At 57.9% G+C, this 17,249-nt stretch carries 12 protein-coding genes and 1 CRISPR repeat array; all 12 genes read right to left on the minus strand.

What is annotated here, in order from left to right; all coding sequences use genetic code 11:
* The first annotated feature begins 22 nt into the window (after positions 1-22).
* Positions 23-2,165: a CRISPR direct-repeat array (repeat unit 36 nt; unit sequence GTTGGGGATAGCGGGTCAACCTCCACCAGGTACAAT).
* Positions 2,166-2,274: 109 nt separating this feature from the next.
* Entirely contained in the window at positions 2,275-2,640 is a 366-nt protein-coding gene (cas2, locus tag HUU60_12355; GenBank protein NUL83495.1) for a CRISPR-associated endonuclease Cas2, read from the minus strand.
* A complete protein-coding gene (gene cas1, locus HUU60_12360; GenBank protein ID NUL83496.1) occupies positions 2,595-3,485 on the minus strand; it encodes a type II CRISPR-associated endonuclease Cas1 in 891 nt (296 codons plus the stop codon). Before cas1 ends, cas2 begins: the two co-directional genes overlap by 46 nt.
* A 60-nt stretch (positions 3,486-3,545) precedes the next feature.
* Entirely contained in the window at positions 3,546-6,584 is a 3,039-nt protein-coding gene (cas9, locus tag HUU60_12365) for a type II CRISPR RNA-guided endonuclease Cas9 (GenBank protein NUL83497.1), read from the minus strand.
* Between the two features lie 205 nt (positions 6,585-6,789).
* Positions 6,790-8,265 carry a M20/M25/M40 family metallo-hydrolase gene (locus HUU60_12370; GenBank protein ID NUL83498.1) on the minus strand — a complete coding sequence of 492 codons (1,476 nt, stop codon included), beginning with the start codon at positions 8,263-8,265 and terminating at the stop codon, positions 6,790-6,792.
* Between the two features lie 27 nt (positions 8,266-8,292).
* Positions 8,293-9,225 (minus strand): ABC transporter ATP-binding protein, encoded by a 933-nt coding sequence (locus HUU60_12375; GenBank protein NUL83499.1) that lies wholly within the window; start codon positions 9,223-9,225, stop codon positions 8,293-8,295.
* On the minus strand, positions 9,225-10,151 hold the full coding sequence (locus HUU60_12380; GenBank protein ID NUL83500.1) for an ABC transporter permease: 927 nt from the start codon (positions 10,149-10,151) through the stop codon (positions 9,225-9,227). Before HUU60_12380 ends, HUU60_12375 begins: the two co-directional genes overlap by 1 nt.
* Entirely contained in the window at positions 10,151-11,155 is a 1,005-nt protein-coding gene (locus HUU60_12385) for an ABC transporter permease (GenBank protein ID NUL83501.1), read from the minus strand. The genes HUU60_12380 and HUU60_12385 overlap by 1 nt, the downstream gene beginning before the upstream one ends.
* A complete protein-coding gene (locus HUU60_12390; protein NUL83502.1) occupies positions 11,152-12,645 on the minus strand; it encodes an ABC transporter ATP-binding protein in 1,494 nt (497 codons plus the stop codon). The genes HUU60_12385 and HUU60_12390 overlap by 4 nt, the downstream gene beginning before the upstream one ends.
* A gap of 3 nt (positions 12,646-12,648) precedes the next feature.
* Entirely contained in the window at positions 12,649-13,440 is a 792-nt protein-coding gene (thiD, locus tag HUU60_12395) for a bifunctional hydroxymethylpyrimidine kinase/phosphomethylpyrimidine kinase (protein ID NUL83503.1), read from the minus strand.
* A gap of 4 nt (positions 13,441-13,444) precedes the next feature.
* Positions 13,445-13,822: an aspartate 1-decarboxylase gene (locus HUU60_12400; GenBank protein ID NUL83504.1), complete on the minus strand. Its 378-nt coding sequence runs from the start codon at positions 13,820-13,822 to the stop codon at positions 13,445-13,447.
* A complete protein-coding gene (ccsA, locus tag HUU60_12405; GenBank protein ID NUL83505.1) occupies positions 13,819-16,098 on the minus strand; it encodes a cytochrome c biogenesis protein CcsA in 2,280 nt (759 codons plus the stop codon). Before ccsA ends, HUU60_12400 begins: the two co-directional genes overlap by 4 nt.
* 3 nt (positions 16,099-16,101) lie before the next feature.
* Positions 16,102-16,530 carry a cytochrome c maturation protein CcmE gene (locus HUU60_12410; protein ID NUL83506.1) on the minus strand — a complete coding sequence of 143 codons (429 nt, stop codon included), beginning with the start codon at positions 16,528-16,530 and terminating at the stop codon, positions 16,102-16,104.
* Between the last annotated feature and the right edge of the window lie 719 nt (positions 16,531-17,249).

The following is a 17,249-nucleotide window of genomic DNA, read 5'->3' on the forward strand; positions in this document are numbered from 1 at the left end:
ACCTGGGCTTCTCTCCTTTGAAGTTGGGGATAGCGGGTCAACCTCCACCAGGTACAATCAGATCGACGGCATAGAGTGGTCAGATCGAGTTGGGGATAGCGGGTCAACCTCCACCAGGTACAATGACAGACAGACGATGCGCTCGTTCGCGTCGGTTGGGGATAGCGGGTCAACCTCCACCAGGTACAATAGCTGATAGGGCGCAGGCGCCTGGCCGTCGGTTGGGGATAGCGGGTCAACCTCCACCAGGTACAATCTGCTGCTGTTCGTCCAGAAATTCGAGGCAGTTGGGGATAGCGGGTCAACCTCCACCAGGTACAATGCGATGACAGATCGCTAGGCTCGCCAGACCGTTGGGGATAGCGGGTCAACCTCCACCAGGTACAATCCCGGTCAGGGTCGTATGGTTGCCGTTGCCGTTGGGGATAGCGGGTCAACCTCCACCAGGTACAATTGCGAGATGAGAAGCCAGGCGCCGGGTTCGGTTGGGGATAGCGGGTCAACCTCCACCAGGTACAATCGACCATGCCAAAGGCTACCCTTCAGCTGAGTTGGGGATAGCGGGTCAACCTCCACCAGGTACAATGGCACGGGTCGTATTCCTGTGTGGTTGAGTGTTGGGGATAGCGGGTCAACCTCCACCAGGTACAATTGCCTTCACGACTACTAACTGCTCGAGTGTGTTGGGGATAGCGGGTCAACCTCCACCAGGTACAATTTCCCGCCCGCGAGCGAGCCCGTCCCCGCGTTGGGGATAGCGGGTCAACCTCCACCAGGTACAATGAAGCTGCTTTTGAGCAGTTTCGTCGGGGTGTTGGGGATAGCGGGTCAACCTCCACCAGGTACAATTGATGACCGATGAATCTGTTTTCAGTTTGGGTTGGGGATAGCGGGTCAACCTCCACCAGGTACAATAAGTCCGGCAATCCGGCTCTTCGCCCAAAGGTTGGGGATAGCGGGTCAACCTCCACCAGGTACAATGGACGAGGCCGCCTCTCGCAAGGCGAATGGTTGGGGATAGCGGGTCAACCTCCACCAGGTACAATCAGGCGTTAGGCTTCTGTGTGCGCTTCTGGTTGGGGATAGCGGGTCAACCTCCACCAGGTACAATCGCTCGCTGAAGGGCGCCTTCTGCGCCCAGTTGGGGATAGCGGGTCAACCTCCACCAGGTACAATAACTCTGTCGCTCTTGGCGCAGATTCAATGGTTGGGGATAGCGGGTCAACCTCCACCAGGTACAATGATCGAGCAGGCGCCGGTCGCGCAGATCCTGTTGGGGATAGCGGGTCAACCTCCACCAGGTACAATCGCTATTTCAATCTCGCGGCTTGCTGTGCTGTTGGGGATAGCGGGTCAACCTCCACCAGGTACAATTTTCTCACTTTACGATACTTATTACCTTGTGTTGGGGATAGCGGGTCAACCTCCACCAGGTACAATTCGTTGAACTATCGCGGCGCTTGCGATGCTGTTGGGGATAGCGGGTCAACCTCCACCAGGTACAATTCGGAGGCATGGCAGAACGCCTGCGCTCGCGTTGGGGATAGCGGGTCAACCTCCACCAGGTACAATCAAGGGGCAGTTCGATCTGATCGACGCCCTGTTGGGGATAGCGGGTCAACCTCCACCAGGTACAATCAATTATTGACCAGGGGCCCCGTTGGTTGGGTTGGGGATAGCGGGTCAACCTCCACCAGGTACAATAACGATCGCATGGAGAGCCACTTGAGGTCGGTTGGGGATAGCGGGTCAACCTCCACCAGGTACAATAAGGCCCTCGTCGATGCTCTCTCCGCGATGGTTGGGGATAGCGGGTCAACCTCCACCAGGTACAATACGGGGCGAACTCCATGTCGTTGATGTCCAGTTGGGGATAGCGGGTCAACCTCCACCAGGTACAATAAACGTCAATCCCGCCTCATCGAGGAGCAAGTTGGGGATAGCGGGTCAACCTCCACCAGGTACAATACAAGGCGCGACCACTCACGGATTGAAATAGTTGGGGATAGCGGGTCAACCTCCACCAGGTACAATTCGCCGCACTCTTTCGAGGTCGGTGCGCTGGTTGGGGATAGCGGGTCAACCTCCACCAGGTACAATTAATGTACGGGCGCAACCCAACGGACAAAGTTGGGGATAGCGGGTCAACCTCCACCAGGTACAATGTCTATAACCCGCGAAGCCTCAATCTGAGTACAAATTGGGCCTCGGTAGAACGAAAAATCCGCTCTATCGAGGCCTCTGTTTTTTCGTTACGCTCCAGAATCTGCAATCCTAGAAGAGCGTCAATTGGTCGGGCGGCTTCTCCGGTTCGCCTTTGACACGGCCATAGTAGACCTCCATCTTGCCGAACTGGGCATCGGTAAAGGCCAGAATCCGCACCTGTCCATAGGGCGGCAAGTTCCGCAATAGCCGCTTCTTGTGCGTTTCCAGATTGTCCGCGTTGGGGCAGGGACGGGCATAGACGCTTTCCTGCATCATAAAGTAGCCGTCCCGCTTGAGGAACTTGTGGAACTGAGCGTAAGCCCGACGCTCCTTTCGGTCGTTCATCGGCAGGTCAAAGGCGACTACGTTCCACATGATCTTGAATTGGCTTACGTGAATGCGTTCGGGATTTGCAGCTTTCTTCCGTCTTGGCATAAGAACCTCCGCACAGAGGCCGTATAGAGGGTTAGGGCGGCGAGAAACGGCAACGACTTGCCGCGCAATGAAACGTCGGAGACGGTAAACCGAAGGAGTTCGGCCTTCACCTTTCGGTCGAACAGAATCGGGTCGGGCGAAGCGCGCCATATCCGGTAGACAAAGGCGTCGACCAAGGGCCGGAACGGCTCCATCAGATCGTCGGCCAGGCAGAAGGGGTTGTACCGATTGCGATGGTGGATGCCCAATGATGGATGAAGGCCTGCGCCGACGACCGCCCTCGCGACGCACGCTCTCAAGATCGCGTAGCCGTAGTTGAGCAGGTTGTTCGGATAATCGCCAAACCGCTCTCGCCGAAAATCTTCGCCAAAGAGCCGTTGGAAATAGATCTGGGCGGCGTTGCCTTCGCAATTGGTCGGATCGCCCGAGGCTACCTGCGCCGCAAGCCGTCGAAGCTTATCGGCGCGACCGCAGACGCCTTCGATCAGGGCGGCCTGGGCGTTGATCTTGGCCTGTACGATCTGTTTCCAGGCCTGTTTCTTGGCGGGCCCCGTTGCCTCGATCTGTAGGAGCAGCGTTTCGGTATGCGTCGAGTTGCCTTCGATCGGCAGCGTGAGGGAGGCGGGCATATGGCGCTGGTCGCACCCGACGATCGCGATGTTCTGCTCGGCGCAGGCGGTAACCAGAGGCAGCGTTAGGGCGATGGTGGGGTTGTCGAGGATGAGCACGGCGACGTCTTCCAGCGGCGCCGAGAGGGTATCGGCCTCGCTCCGATCTACGACTATTTGGCGGTCGGCCAGCGATAGCCGAGCCGGCGTGGCGACCTCGATCACTCGACCTATCATCGAATGAATTGATACGCCGATTCTGAGGCGTTAGCGCCTGTCTAAGTTGCGAGTTTTTGGCTAATCGTTGGCGGGATACTTGCGGCCAAGGGGGTCGATTGTGACTTTGGAAGCCTTGAGTTGGTTGATGCTAATGTTGAATGGTCGCTTTAGGCTTCCATCACTGTGAACTTTCAGGCAAATTCTGTGGTTAGTGCGTTCAAGTACAGCGACTTTGTATAATCCCGCTTTATCTCCCTCCATCTCGATCAAATCCCCCTTGCACAAGCTCATGATAAATCGCCAGTTCGGACCATGGTCGCGCTGCACCAGCGCTTTCTTGTCTCGTCTGACCCGATGTACGGCCTCCCAGGTCGAGACGAACGCGCCGCGCCGTTGTCCCTTTTTGTACTTCTTGCCGTCAACAGTGCAATCGTTCAGGCATTCCAATATCTCGACGTGGTGATAATCGCCGATCGGATACCATCGGGGCGAATCGTCCTTCTTGCGCCCCATCTTGATAAAGGTCTCCTCGCCTTCGGACTTCAGGATTCGCGCTCGCCGGGCGGTCAACTCCCTTTGCCCGATCTTGTCTCTGTATCGGAAGGTCTCATCCTCGCCCAATAGGGACTTCAGCGCCTTCTTGTACGCATCGCCTTCCAACTTTGCCCAATCGATGCCGGCTTGGTTGGAGATCGCCTGAATCAGCTTCTTTTTCAGCATCCCGTCAGCAAGCGCCTCGATCTCGCCCTTAGACATAGCCGAGATAGGCTTGCGAATGGAGTATTTTTCCTCTGCTCCGTACTGCTTTTTGGCGTACGGGTTCGGGTCGTGCAGTCCGCCTGATATGTCCCGCTTGGGCGCGTGCGAGACGATGCAATTCTCGACCAGGCGTTCCAACGATGAGCGCAATGAGGGCCACTGGGGCACGTTGAGTTTGTTGATCGATTCGACCTTTTCCATCTCTAGTTTTGCGATGTCGCTGATGCGCTTGGTGATAGCCGGCGTTGTCAGTGCGACGACGGCGGCGTCGATCATGTGGTGCCGATGATCTTCGCGCGTCTTCTCGTCTTTGCCCTCTGGATTGAGGATTGTGTTGAGTCCCCATTTGTGCCTCAGCCATGCCGTGGCCTTGCCCGATACGGTTTGCACCTCTACACCCAGTTGCTCCAAGTACTCTCTTACGGCGACTGCGATGTAGCCAGTGTCGGAGAGCTGGCGGTTCTGAAACTGCTCTTCGTCAAACGTTTCCCGGCAGAACAGGTTGACTTTGTGCTTTTTCATGCCGAACTTTTGGTTCTGTCGCATGTTTTCGATCAAGTCGTTCCATTTATTGGTACCGCCAAAAGCCTCGAAGGGGGTTCGGTCGCCTTTCAGTTGGTTGACTTCTGCAAAGGCGAGGGTCTTGTTGTTAAACGAGTCGTCCCACGACCGGCCGAATGGAATGATGTGCTCGATATGGACGTTGCCATTGGTGAGGTCGCTGGCGTTGATTTGTCGGAGCGTATAGGGACACTTTTCGCCGCATTCCTTCCACAGCCGGTACTTGATCCTATCAGTGCGGCTGACAATAGGGTGCCCTAGTTCCGCATAAAACTTGTCGGCCTCTTTATTGGCATCCTCGTTCTTTTTGATCGAATCGTCGATCGCCTTGAGAGCCTTGCGACCCAATTTGAGTTCGCGGGCGAACTCGATTCGGATCAGGTCGGGCTTGCCATGCTCTCGAATGATGGCGTTGACCAGTTTTCTGGTTTCGACCAGCGCTTTGTTGAGAGTTGGATTTCGGAGATCGGGAGGCATGGGCAGTCGGGCTTGCGCATCGATGATGATTTGATCTCGACGCTTGTAGCCCGCGGCCTGCGCGGCGTCGTGCTCGTTCAGGCCGTGCTGTAGATGCGGCAGCATCTTTTCCATGGCTTTGCGGCTCAGGTTGCCGTATCCGTCCGGGAAGATATGCAGCGCCAGTTTCCCGGCGATCTCTTGAGGGAACTTCCAATGGAATCTTAAACTTTTTTCGAGCTTTCTTTTGTTATTGGTCGATCGAATTTTGTGCACCAATTGGTTGCGTTGCAAGAAACTGAGATCATTCCATCGCTTTTCGCCCATGATCTTGATCATCTCGACCGCGGTTTTGTTGCCCGGCAGATCGTTTTTGTTGGGCTTCTCAAGGTTGTATGTTGTATCCTTTGGGTGCCCCAGCAACTTTCGGACGGCCGCCCAAGAAAGGCTGGGTTTTGTCATGAGTTCTTCGGCCAGTTTCTGACGTTGCTCGGGCATGATGGGCACGTCGCGATAGTTTTGAGTCGCCCTCAGATTGTTGACCGTCTTCCAGATGTTGAACTCTTGGAACAAGGGCATGCACTTGGGCGATCTCGTTTGATCGGGCTCGAAGGCGCACTTTCCGATGAGTCCGCGTTGCGACTTGAGCGGTCTTTGGCCAAAGAGCAAGTCTTCTAAACATTGCTTGAACTTGCCATTGGTCAGCCGTTGTGCTATCCATATTTGTTCGAACTCTTTGCGCAGGTCGTCCCGATGCTTGACGCTGCCACGAATGCGCTCGCGTCCGAAGATCGAATGAAAGTATTGGCCGAGAAGTTTGCCGGCGGACTTTTCCCTAAGTTCCTTTAGTTTCTTGGCAAGTTTCTTGCCTTCCTCTTTGTCTTCCGTTTGCTCGGCTAATACGGCTTCAGGGTCTTCTACTTCGTTCGATTTGATTTTGTACTTTTGCTGAAGGGTCTTGCGATTGCTTTGGAATCCGCGCCGATGACCGAGGTGGAAGAGCGCCGTTGCCAGTTCGACAGAATCCAACTGCCGTTCGATCGCGTCTTTGCGCAACTGGTATGGGTTGAGCGCAGGATCGGGGCTTGCGCCGAGCTCTTTCTCCAGAAGCTTTTTAAGGTTTCTCAGTCGTTGGCCGCGCCGATAGATGTTCCGACGCTGGCCGCGAAACGTTCGACGCTCGGCATTCAGCGGAGTTTTCTTCTTAGGATCGATGACCGAAGGAAATATCCTGACTCCAGCCGCAAGGATCTTGCGGTCGGCATTGGGATTGCTCGGTTCGTCGAACACGACCCAGCCCAGAGAATTGGTGCCCGCGTCGATCCCGACAATTTTTCCCATGCTCGTTTGCTTCTACATCGATGTGTTGCATTCCTGCCAAGCGACGACTTGACATCGCCTAAAGTTGGGGTATAATGTAGTCGCAAGGTTGTACCTGGTGGAGGTTGACCCTTATCCCCAATAAGAAGGCCAAAAACCTTGCGAGGGTAAACCGTCTTCGGACGATACCCATCTATACCCGAGGGCTTGCCCCTCGGGTTTTCTCTTAATTCCCCTCTATTTTCTTGAACGGCTCGGTGCGGTTAGCGGACATTGAAACGGCGATGTAGGCCAGTTTGGAGGCGTTGGTCGCCTTGTCAAAGTTGATCTTGTCCACGGTGTCGCCCGGTTGGTGGTAGTCCGGATGAAATCCGCTGAAGAGAAAGGCGATCGGGATGCCTTTGCGGGCAAAGTTGATGTGATCGCTGCGACCGTACACGTCCTCTTCGTCGTACTCAAACTTGAAATTGACGTACTTGTTGGCCTCTTGCATCAGGTCGTGAATGTCGTTCGAGACGCGCCGCGTGCCGACCAGATGGATGGTGTCTTCGTTGTCGGAGGCTTTTTCGGTTCGGTTCTCCTCGTTGCGCCCCACCATGTCTAATTGAAACTCCGAGGTCATCTTGCTCAGGTCGAACGTTGGGTTATCGGTGAGGTAGCGGCTGCCGATCAGGCCGGCTTCCTCGGCCGCAAAGAACATCAGGATCACGCTGCGCTTGGGTTTATTCGGGTTCTCATGGAGGCCTTTGGCGACGCCCAAAACGGCGGCGCAACCCGAGGCGTCGTCGTCCGCGCCCCAGAATACGACGTTCCCGCGTTTTCCAAGGTGATCCAGATGCGCGCCGACGCCGACAAACTCCGCCTTAAGTTCAGGATCGCTGCCCTCTATGATGCCAACGACGTTAGCGACGAAGGCTGCTCGGAACTCAGAGGCGGTTGTGATCTTGACCTTTTCTGTGGCGACGAAGCGGTTGGCAAAGGCGCCTTTCGAGAGGTCGGGCATTTGGGCGATGCTGTCGGGAACGCCGAGCGCTTTGGCCAATCGCTGGGCCGCTTCCAGAGTGATCTCGCCGCGCACCGCGCCGATGCCCGTCGGCGGTTTGTCGGGTATCGGCCCGCGAGCAAGCGTCCAAGTCGTTTCGCCCAACTTCTCGACAACGGTAAAGGAGGCGAGCGAGCCGAACGTGGTCTGTCGGCGCAACTGGGGATTGACATTCTTTCCAAACACGATCACAATCTTGCCCGAGAAGCCCTCGTTCGGCTCCAATCGCGCATCGCCGCCTCCCTGAACGAAAACGATCTCGGCCTCTTCCTCGCCCATGCCGGCGCCCGAAAGGACATTGATTTCTCTCCCTGCGCTCAGCTTCAGGTTGTTAAACGCCATGAATGTCTTGGCGTTGTCGGCTCGGGCTTCGAAAAACGGCACGTGTTGGAAGTAAGAGCCGTTGTCGCCAAGGGGCTTGGCGCCAAAACGCTGGAGGTAACCGGCTACATAGTCGGCCGCTTTCTTGTATCCCGGCTGACCGGTGCCGCGCCCTTCGCATTCAGGCCCGGCGAGGTATTCGATCCACTTTTTGATGTCTTCTTTTAGGATGGCGTCAAAGCCCGCTTTGTAGTCAGACGGCACAGGTTGAGCGCCCGGATATTGGGCAATCGCAGAGGAGAATAGGGCAACGGAGAGGAGCCAGGCAAATCGCTTCATGGGCTTACACTTCGACGTTTGGGCCGGTTATTCCTGTCTGAGCCAGCAGGCCGCGCTACCGATCAGATCAGGTCGTTCGACGCGGCATCGGTCGAAAGCGCGGCTGCATCTTGGATGAAAGGCGCAGCCGGGCGGACGGGATGCAGGGTCGGGCGGCTGATCGGGGATGGGCGTTGGCCGTTTTTCGCCGCCCGGCAGGCTGTCTAGCAGCGCTTGCGTATAAGGATGGCGCGGATTGGCCAAAACTTCCTTCGTATCGCCCGTTTCGACGATTCGGCCCGAATACATCACCATCATGCGCTCGCAAACGGCTCCGATGACGCCTAAATCGTGCGATATGAGCAGCGTTGCCGTTCCGTGAGAGCGTTGGAGCGCCAAAATCAACTCGAGAATCTGTACCTGAAGCGTTGCGTCGAGAGCGGTGGTCGGTTCGTCGGCTATCAGGAGCTTTGGTTGGCAGGCGAATGCAATCGCGATCATTGCGCGCTGCCGTTGACCGCCGGAGAGCTGATGAGGGTATCGTCGGTACGTGGTTTCTGGCGATGGGATGCGCGCCTCGGCCAGCATCTCGATAGCGCGCTGCTTCGCCTGTGCGCGAGACAATCCTTGGTGCAGTCGGATCGTCTCGCTCACCTGCTCGCCAACGGTCATTAGCGGGTTGAGCGATGTGAACGGGTCTTGAAAGACCATGGCTGCCTCGCCGCCGCGAAGTCGCCTTAGACGAGAGGGGCTCATCTTGAAAACGTCCTCGCCGTTCCATAGCACGCTGCCGCCCAGCTGCGCGTTGGGCGGCGCAATGCGCATGAGCGAGAGGCCGGTCAGCGACTTGCCCGATCCCGATTCGCCGACCAGACCGACGATTTCTCGCTCTCCGATTTCGAACGAGACTCCGTCCACGGGCCGCACGAGGCCTTTGGGGGTAGGAAAAGCAACGCTCAAGTCGTTTACTGATAATAGCATCAGACATTCCCCAAATCGGCGGGCGGTTTGTTCTTGCCAAAGAGTCCGATGAGCGCGATCACGGTCAGCAGGTAGGGCAGGGCGAACAGAAGATCGGTCGGGATTTCCTTTCCAAAGGGCGGGTTGACCTGCCAACGCAACTGCAAGGCTTCGAAGAAGCCGAATCCCAGCGCTGCGCCCGCGGCTCCCATAGGCGTCCAACGGCCAAAAATGAGCGCCGCCAATGCAATGAAGCCCCGCCCCGCGCTCATGTTTTCTCTAAACTGGGGCACCGAGCCAACGGTCAGGAAGGCGCCGGCCAGTCCGGTCAGAAGTCCTGCGTAGACAACGCCAAGGTAGCGCAGTTTCAAGACTGGCGCGCCCATCGATCTCGCCTTGGCCGCATCGTTGCCCGTGGCCGTTACGCGCAAACCCCATCGCGTTCGATAGAGGCCAAAGTGGATGACGAAGGGCAGCGCGATCGCGATGATAGTCAGCCAGTTGAGGTCGGCCAACAAGCGCCCTAGGACTGGCATGGACTGAAGCCAGCCTGCATCAAAGCCCTTGAGACCGGCTGAAACCGAGCCTGTGCCAGCGCGCTCTAACGGCTCGATCAAGGCGCGATAGAGCAAGGTCGTGCCGCCAAATGCGAGCATATTGATGCCGACGCCGCTGACAATCTGGTCGATTCTCAATTTTTGGGTCATAAATCCGTGCAATAGGCCGAGGATAGCCGCGGCGGTCATCGCTCCCGCCACACCAAGCCAGGGATTGCCGGTCGAGAGCGCTATCCACGAGGCTACGAACGCGCCCATGAGCAGTTTGCCTTCTAGAGCGATGTTGATGACGCCCGCGCGTTCGCACAAAAGGCCGCCCAGCGCCGCCAAAATCAAGGGCGTGGAGACGCGGAGGGTCGAATTGAGCAGATCGAGGTCGAAAAAGTTCATCAGTCGCCTCGTTTGCCCCATTTTACGCGCAGGGTGGCGACATAGAGGATCAGTACGCCCTGCACGATGATTGCCATCTTCTCGTCCGCGCCGCGTTCGACCTGAAGGAAGTAGGCGCCTTGTTGAAGGGCGGCAAAGACTGTTGACGAGGCAACGATCAGTAGCGGATGTCCGGCGCCCAATAGCGCCGCGGCGATACTGTCGAACCCCACCCCGCCGGAAAAACCTTCGAAGAAGTACCGATAATGGCCGACAACTTCGATAGCGCCGCCCAGGCCCGCCAGTCCGCCCGAAATCAGCATGGCCGCGATCACGCGCTTGGCATACGGCGCCCCGGCCGCTTCGGCCGCTTCTCGATTAGCGCCGACCGCGCGGGCCTCGTAACCCCAAACCGTTCTAAAGAGCAAAAAATAGAGCGCAATGGCCGCTAACAGCGCGATCCCCAAGCCCCAGCTCGTTTCCGCAAGGCCCGGAAATGCGCCCAGTTCTGCAGTCGGTTTTACATCCGGCGTCTGGGGCGCTCCGGTGTCGGGCGATCGCCACACATCGGCCACCAACCAGTGGGTTAGATAGATGGCGATGTAGTTGAACATGATCGTGGTGATCACTTCGTGCGCGCCGCGCCAGACTTTGAGCAGTGCGGGCGCCAAAGCCCATATCGCGCCTGCCGCGGAGCCAGCCGCCAGACTCGCGATTAGGTGCCAAGGCGCCGGCAGATTGAACTTAAAGCCGACATAGGCGCCCGCCGCGGCGCCCACCAGCAATTGTCCCTCTGCGCCAATGTTGAACAGGCCGACCAACAGGGCAACGCCGACCGCCAAACCTGCCAACAAGAGCGGCGTCAATCGTTGCAGGGTGAAATCTCGATTGAGTTCGTCGCCCAATGAGCCGGACCACAAGATTCTAAATCCGTCCAAGGGCGCCACGCCGCTCAACTGCAATAGAACAGCGACCGTGCCGAAGGCGATCGCTGCGCCGAGCGCATAGCGCATCCAAGGCTTCACAGACCGACCATCCTTGCGCCGATCTGTTCGCGATCGTATTGATCGGGCAAAAACTCGCCCCTGTTTTCGCCTTTATAGATCACGGCTATTCGGTCGCAAAATTGGAACAGTTCGTCCAAGTCGAGCGAGACGACCAAACAGGCCGCTCCGTCTGCCGCCGCCTGTCGAAGCGCTTTGAAGGCATCCTCAGACCCCTTCACATCGAGGCCGCGAGTAGGGGCATAAGCCGCAACGACCTTAGGCGATCCGTGCAATGCCCGCGCCATGACCACGCGCTGTTGATTGCCGCCCGATAGCTCGCGCATGGGCGCCGTCAGCCCTGGCGTCTTGGCGCCAAATCGCTCAACTACTGCTTGGGCGCGCGACAGGATGCGCTGTCGGCTCATCCAGCCGCGCTTCGAGATTTCGGGCTCGCGTTGCGCTCCTAAGATTGCGTTATCGGCCACGCTCCACTCGGCGATCATGCCGCGGCGAAAGCGATCTTCGTAAAGAAACCGCAATCCGTATGCCAATCTCGTCGCTGTCGCCCATCGCTCAATTTTTGCGCCATACAACTCTATGGAGCCGGCAGCGGGCGTTGTCAACCCCGCCAAAAGCTCGATCAGCTCAACCTGGCCGTTGCCGTCCACCCCGGCAATACCCACCATCTCGCCTTGTTGTACGGTCAAGCTAAAGTCGCGCAATCGACCGGAGCGATCTTTTAGGCCGCTTATCTTTAAGGCAGGATTGGCTTCCACCGGCTGACCCAAAGCCTCAGTCGTCGCATGGAAGTCCGCCTCGCCGACGATGTGCTGGGTGATTTCGGTCTGGTCGATCTCCTTTACGGGCGCTTCGAACACCTTCTTGCCCCCGCGCAGCACGGTTACATGGTCGGCATGATCCAGGACCTCTCGCATCTTGTGAGTAACCAACAGCACGGTGCGCCCTTCGGCCTTAAGTCGCTCAAGAATCTCGAAGAGCGCGCCCGAATCGGCCGGCGAAAGCATGGCGGTCGGTTCGTCCAAGATGAGGATGCGGGCGTTGCGCCACAGCAGTTTCAAAATCTCTAACTTCTGCGCGTTGGCGGGCGTCAGGTCGCTGGCGGGCTGGTTCCATTCGAGCGACAACCCCACATCCTTAGCCAGGGCCTCGGCCCTGGACTCGGCCTCTTTGCGCCTCATGATGCCCAAGCTTCCGGTCATCTCCGCCCCCAGTAAGAGGTTGTCCAGAGCGGTCAGTTCGGGAATGATGCTGTAGTGCTGGCTGACCATGCCGATTCCGGCGGCGATCGCATCGGCCGGGGTGCGAAACTTAATCGTTTGTCCATCCAGCAGCATTGTGCCCGCGTCCGGCTGGTGGTAGCCGTAAAGCACGCGCATCAGGGTTGTCTTGCCCGCGCCGTTTTCGCCGACGATGGCGTGCGTCGAACCGGTTTCGACCTTTAGATCAACGGAGTCGTTAGCGACAAATCGGCCAAAGCGCTTCGTGATGCCGCGCATTTCGACGGCCATCGGTCAGTGGCCCATCCCGTAGAACCAGTTGGGCGGGTTGACGCCCGAACCGACTTTGAAACCGGCCTTTATGGCGGCGGTCAGGAAAAGTTTTGCTTGCTTGCAGGCTTCGATCATCTCTGCGCCTAGGGCAAGATTGGCAGCGATGGCAGCGGACAATGCGCAACCTGTGCCGTGAGTGAAGCCCGAATCGATCCGCTCGCCTTCGAGCCAGATCGCTCTTTCGCCGTCCCACAGCAGATCGTCCGGGGCGCCTTCCAAATGCCCGCCCTTGACCAGAACCCACTTTGGTCCGAACGCCTCAATCGCCTGCGCGGCGGCCAACATGCCCTCTTTGTTCCGAACCGCAAAGTTGACCAGAGCTTCGGCCTCGGCCAAGTTTGGCGTTACAATCGTCGCAATGGGCATGAGTCGAAAGCGGAGGGCATCGATGGCGGCCTCTTCCAACAACCGATGGCCGCTTTTGGAGACCATCACGGGATCGACCACCAGCGTTTGGCCCTCGAGCTCTCGCGCGACGGCCTCGATGATCACCTCGCTGGCCAACATGCCCGTCTTGATCGCGTCGGCGCCAATGTCCTCCAGCACAGATCGTATCTGCGCGACTACAAAATCTGGCGAAACAGGGTAAACGGCTTGCACGCCTGTCGTGTTCTGCGCGGTGAGAGCCGTAATCGCGCTCGCGCCGTAGACGCCGTGCGCGGCAAAGGTCTTGAGGTCCGCTTGTATTCCCGCGCCGCCGCCCGAATCGGATCCCGCGACGGTCAGGGCGGCTGGGCGATTGCGGACGCTCATGGGATTAGCGCGATGGCACGGGTTGTGCGATAAAGGGCAGTCGCTGGGCGATCTTGTTATCGTCGTCCATCAGAATCATTTGAGGATCGACCTTCTCATCGGTCCAAGTAAAGGCGGCGATGATGACTTTTTGACCCCGGCGCGCTTTGTGAGCCGCGGCGCCATAGACAGCGAAGGCGCCCGATCCGGACGGCGCGGGAATGGCATAGGTCGAGAATCGCTCGCCGCTCTCAACCACCCAAACATGAATATACTCGCCCGGCTCGATGCCCGAAGCCTGCATCGCGTCTTGATCGATGGCCAGGCTTCCTATGTAGTCCTCCCTCGCATCGGTGATCGTGGCGAGGTGGATTTTGCTTTTTAGTCTGCAAACCAGCTTCATACGGCAGATTCTACTCTCTCGGCATCGGCTTTGGCCGGTTCGCTGGGGGCAGAGAGCTTCTTAAGCAGGTGCTTTAGGTCTTTGGATCGCCGTCTCATGGCCAACAATCCGCCCAGCACGGTTAGGCCGGGCCCGATCCAGACTAAAATAGTCAGCGGTTTATAAAAAACCTGAAGCGGAATAAACTGCTGAAGATGCGTCTCGGGACGGTCGGGAATGTTGATCATTCGCAGCACAACCTGCTTTTGATCGACGCTGAGCGACACAATCACGCCGACCGCGCCATCGGGAAAGACGCTTGGAAACCTCTGCTGGCCCTCTTCAGTCGTTACGACGGATGGTTCGACCAGGGCTGGACGATCCCAGCCTTCCGACTCGATTTCGATCTGCGCTCCGACACGAAAACCGGGCTGTCCCATTTGACCCTCGCTGGTGAATTTGCGCAGTTTCATCTTGTAGGGGCCGGCTTCGACGCTCTTGTCCGTCGTAATGGTGGCGTCCAGAGCGGCCTCGGGCTGAGGCTCGGGGCGCGAAAGGAAAGATACATAGAGATCGTGCGTCAATCCGCGCTTGATCCAAGGCCATAGCACGGGGCGCGGTTCGCCCGACTTCCAATCGTTGTAATACTTGGGTTCGGCGATGAAACTCTCGCGGTCGTTCTTGACTTGGATTCGAACTCGGTTCGACTTGTCCTCGTCCGGATCACTGGTCATACCCATAAATCGCCAGTCGTAGCCGTGTGCCTTGGCCGAAGCGGTTTCATTCAGGATGACCTCCTCCTTTTTTTCATATCCGTTCGAGATAAGAAGGCCGAGCACGGTCGTAGTCAGACCGGCATGGGTAAGAAAGCCGCCTACGCTTCCTAGGGTGCGTTTGCCGCGCTGAAAGAGGCTCTTGGCATTGGACGCAAAGGCGAAAACAAGCATAGCCGCGACCATCAATATCCAAACATTGCGCACGCCCAACAGGATGGCGACAAGCGTAAACGCAATCGTAACCCACCAAGGGGCCAGCAGGCGTTTGAGCAGGTCGTCCGCGGTCATCCCGCGCCAAATGGCTGCAGGCGCGGCGGCCATCAAAATCGCCGTTACAATCATCCATGGCGCGTGAAAATCGTGATAGAACTCGATGGGGAGCGTCTGCTTTTCTCGCCCGAGCCAGACGGTGATCAAGGGGTAAGAGGTGGCAATCAGCGTAACCCATGCCGAGATGAGCAACAGCGCGAGACCTGCGGTTACCATCGATTGGCGCGAGGGGCCGCTGGTCGCGTCTAACGGTTTTGGGTTCGAAATCGACCGAAATCGCCACAGCCAAAGGCCGAGCGGCGCGGCCACGCCTAGACCCATCATTACGATCAATATCCACAAGGCGCTCTTGCCCATGCCATCGAAGGAGTGCACAGAAACGTCCGCCAAGGCGCCGCTGCGCGTGAGATAAGTGCCATAGACGAACATCGAAAAGGGCAGAGCGGCCAGGAAGGGATTCCATCGCGCCATGACGCCGCGAGAGACCTGGAGCATCAGCCCGTGCAACAGCGCCGCCATGCCGAGCCAAGGAAAGTAGGAGCAGTTCTCGACCGGGTCCCAAGCCCAAAATCCGCCCCAGCCCAACGTCTCGTAAGCCCAAAAACCGCCGAGCGTGAGACCGAACCCAAGCACGGTCGTAACATAGATCGCCCAAGGCCGACAACGCGCCGCCCACTCGCTGTATTCGCCCCTAATCAGCGATGCCACTCCCCAGGCGAAAGGAACGGCCAAGCCGCCAAATCCCGCGAAGATAATGGGCGGGTGGATGGTCATCCAGATATTTTCGAGCGAGGGGTTGAGTCCCTGGCCGTCGGTGATGCGCATGCCGGGCGGAATCTTGTCGGATGGGATCGGATCGAACGGGCTTTGGTAGGCTAAGATTCCGAAGAGAAACAGCATGATGAGGCTGTAGACGCCCATTACGTGCCGCTCGTAGCCGCCCGTCGTTCGTATCAGAATGAGGCCGTAGACGCAGATCCAAAGCAGCCAGAGCAGGAAACTGCCCTCTTGTCCGGCCCATGCGCCCGCAGTCTTGAACCACAGCGAGAGCGATCGATCGCTAAAGCTGAAGACGTAGAGGATGTCGTATCGGCCTGTGTGCAACAAGTACTGGAGCACGGCCTCGGCGCCAAACGCGGCGATGACGCTGACAATAAAGGTCAGCCTGGCCAATTTGACCTGATTGCGCCAGTAGAGCAGGGCAGAAAGCGCGGCTCCGACAAAGCCGATCCAGACGAAAGCGTAACCCATTGCTTATTTGTAGGTCTTTTCCGGCTGGCCTTGATATTTGCTGGGGCACTTCACCAGCATCTCTCGCGCTTCGAAAGCGCCGTCTTGAAATTGGCCCGTTACAATAACGCTGGTGGCGTGCTCGAAATTGTTCGGCTTGCCTTTGCGGAAGACGACGGGCATCTCTCCAGTCGCGTCCTTGCCGACAAAGCGAAGGGTCAGGCTTTTCGCATCGTAGTCGATGCTGCCAGGCACGGGCTGTACCGGCACATTGCAGTAGCGCGTCTTGCTGACGGCAGTCTCGATGGAGACATTGGGCGTAGCGTGATTGACAAAGGCAAAAGCAGTCAGCAACACGCCGATCAGCGTAACCGCCACAAGCCCGATAGCGCCCAGTTTCATCTCGATAGACCCAAGGAGATTATACCCCTGATCGGTTGTTAGACGCGCCATCCTCCCGGCTGGCAGTTTCTGTGGAGATTCGTACTGAAAATTGTGCTACAAATCAAAAAAATCCCGCTCATCGAAGTTTGGCTCCCACTGAAAGACGGGTTGAGCCGGTCGCCAAACAGCAGATGGCTATTAAAGCCTCTATATGAAAACGGCGGCGCATGGAGGCATCCAAGCCAGCCAGAAGCGCGAACCGCGCCCTGTTCAGGGAGCAAAATGGCTTTCTCTCCCCTCCCCAAACTCGCCAGAGTTTGGGGAGGGGAGACAGGGGAGGGGCACAATCGCCCGAGATAGACCGATGTTCGCCACTGTTTAGTCGGCTCGCGGGGACGCTCGCCCTCCCGTCGATAACGCTCCCGAACGGGATTTTTTCAAAATGTAGCACAATTTTGAGTACGAACTCACCCAGGACTGCGTCGGCTTGCCGGCGCTCGCCCATCGAGGCCAGCTGTGCTAGCCAGGCGGAAGGTTCCAAATCGTTCGGGAGGGCGAGCGTCCCCGCGAGCCAAAAGACGGAGCGCCGCCCGGAAGGGCGGCAGGCCGGGCGGAAGGTTCCAAATCGTTCGGGAGGGCGAGCGTCCCCGCGAGCCGAAAGACGGAGCGCCGCCCGGAAGGGCGGCAGGCCGGGCGGCAGGCCGGGCGGAAGGTTCCAAATCGTTCGGGAGGGCGAGCGTCCCCGCGAGCCGAAAGACGGAGCGCCGCCCTTCCGGGCGGCAGGCCGG

The sequence above is a fragment of the Armatimonadota bacterium genome (assembly GCA_013359125.1).
Classification (GTDB): Bacteria; Armatimonadota; Fimbriimonadia; order Fimbriimonadales; family GBS-DC; genus JABWCR01.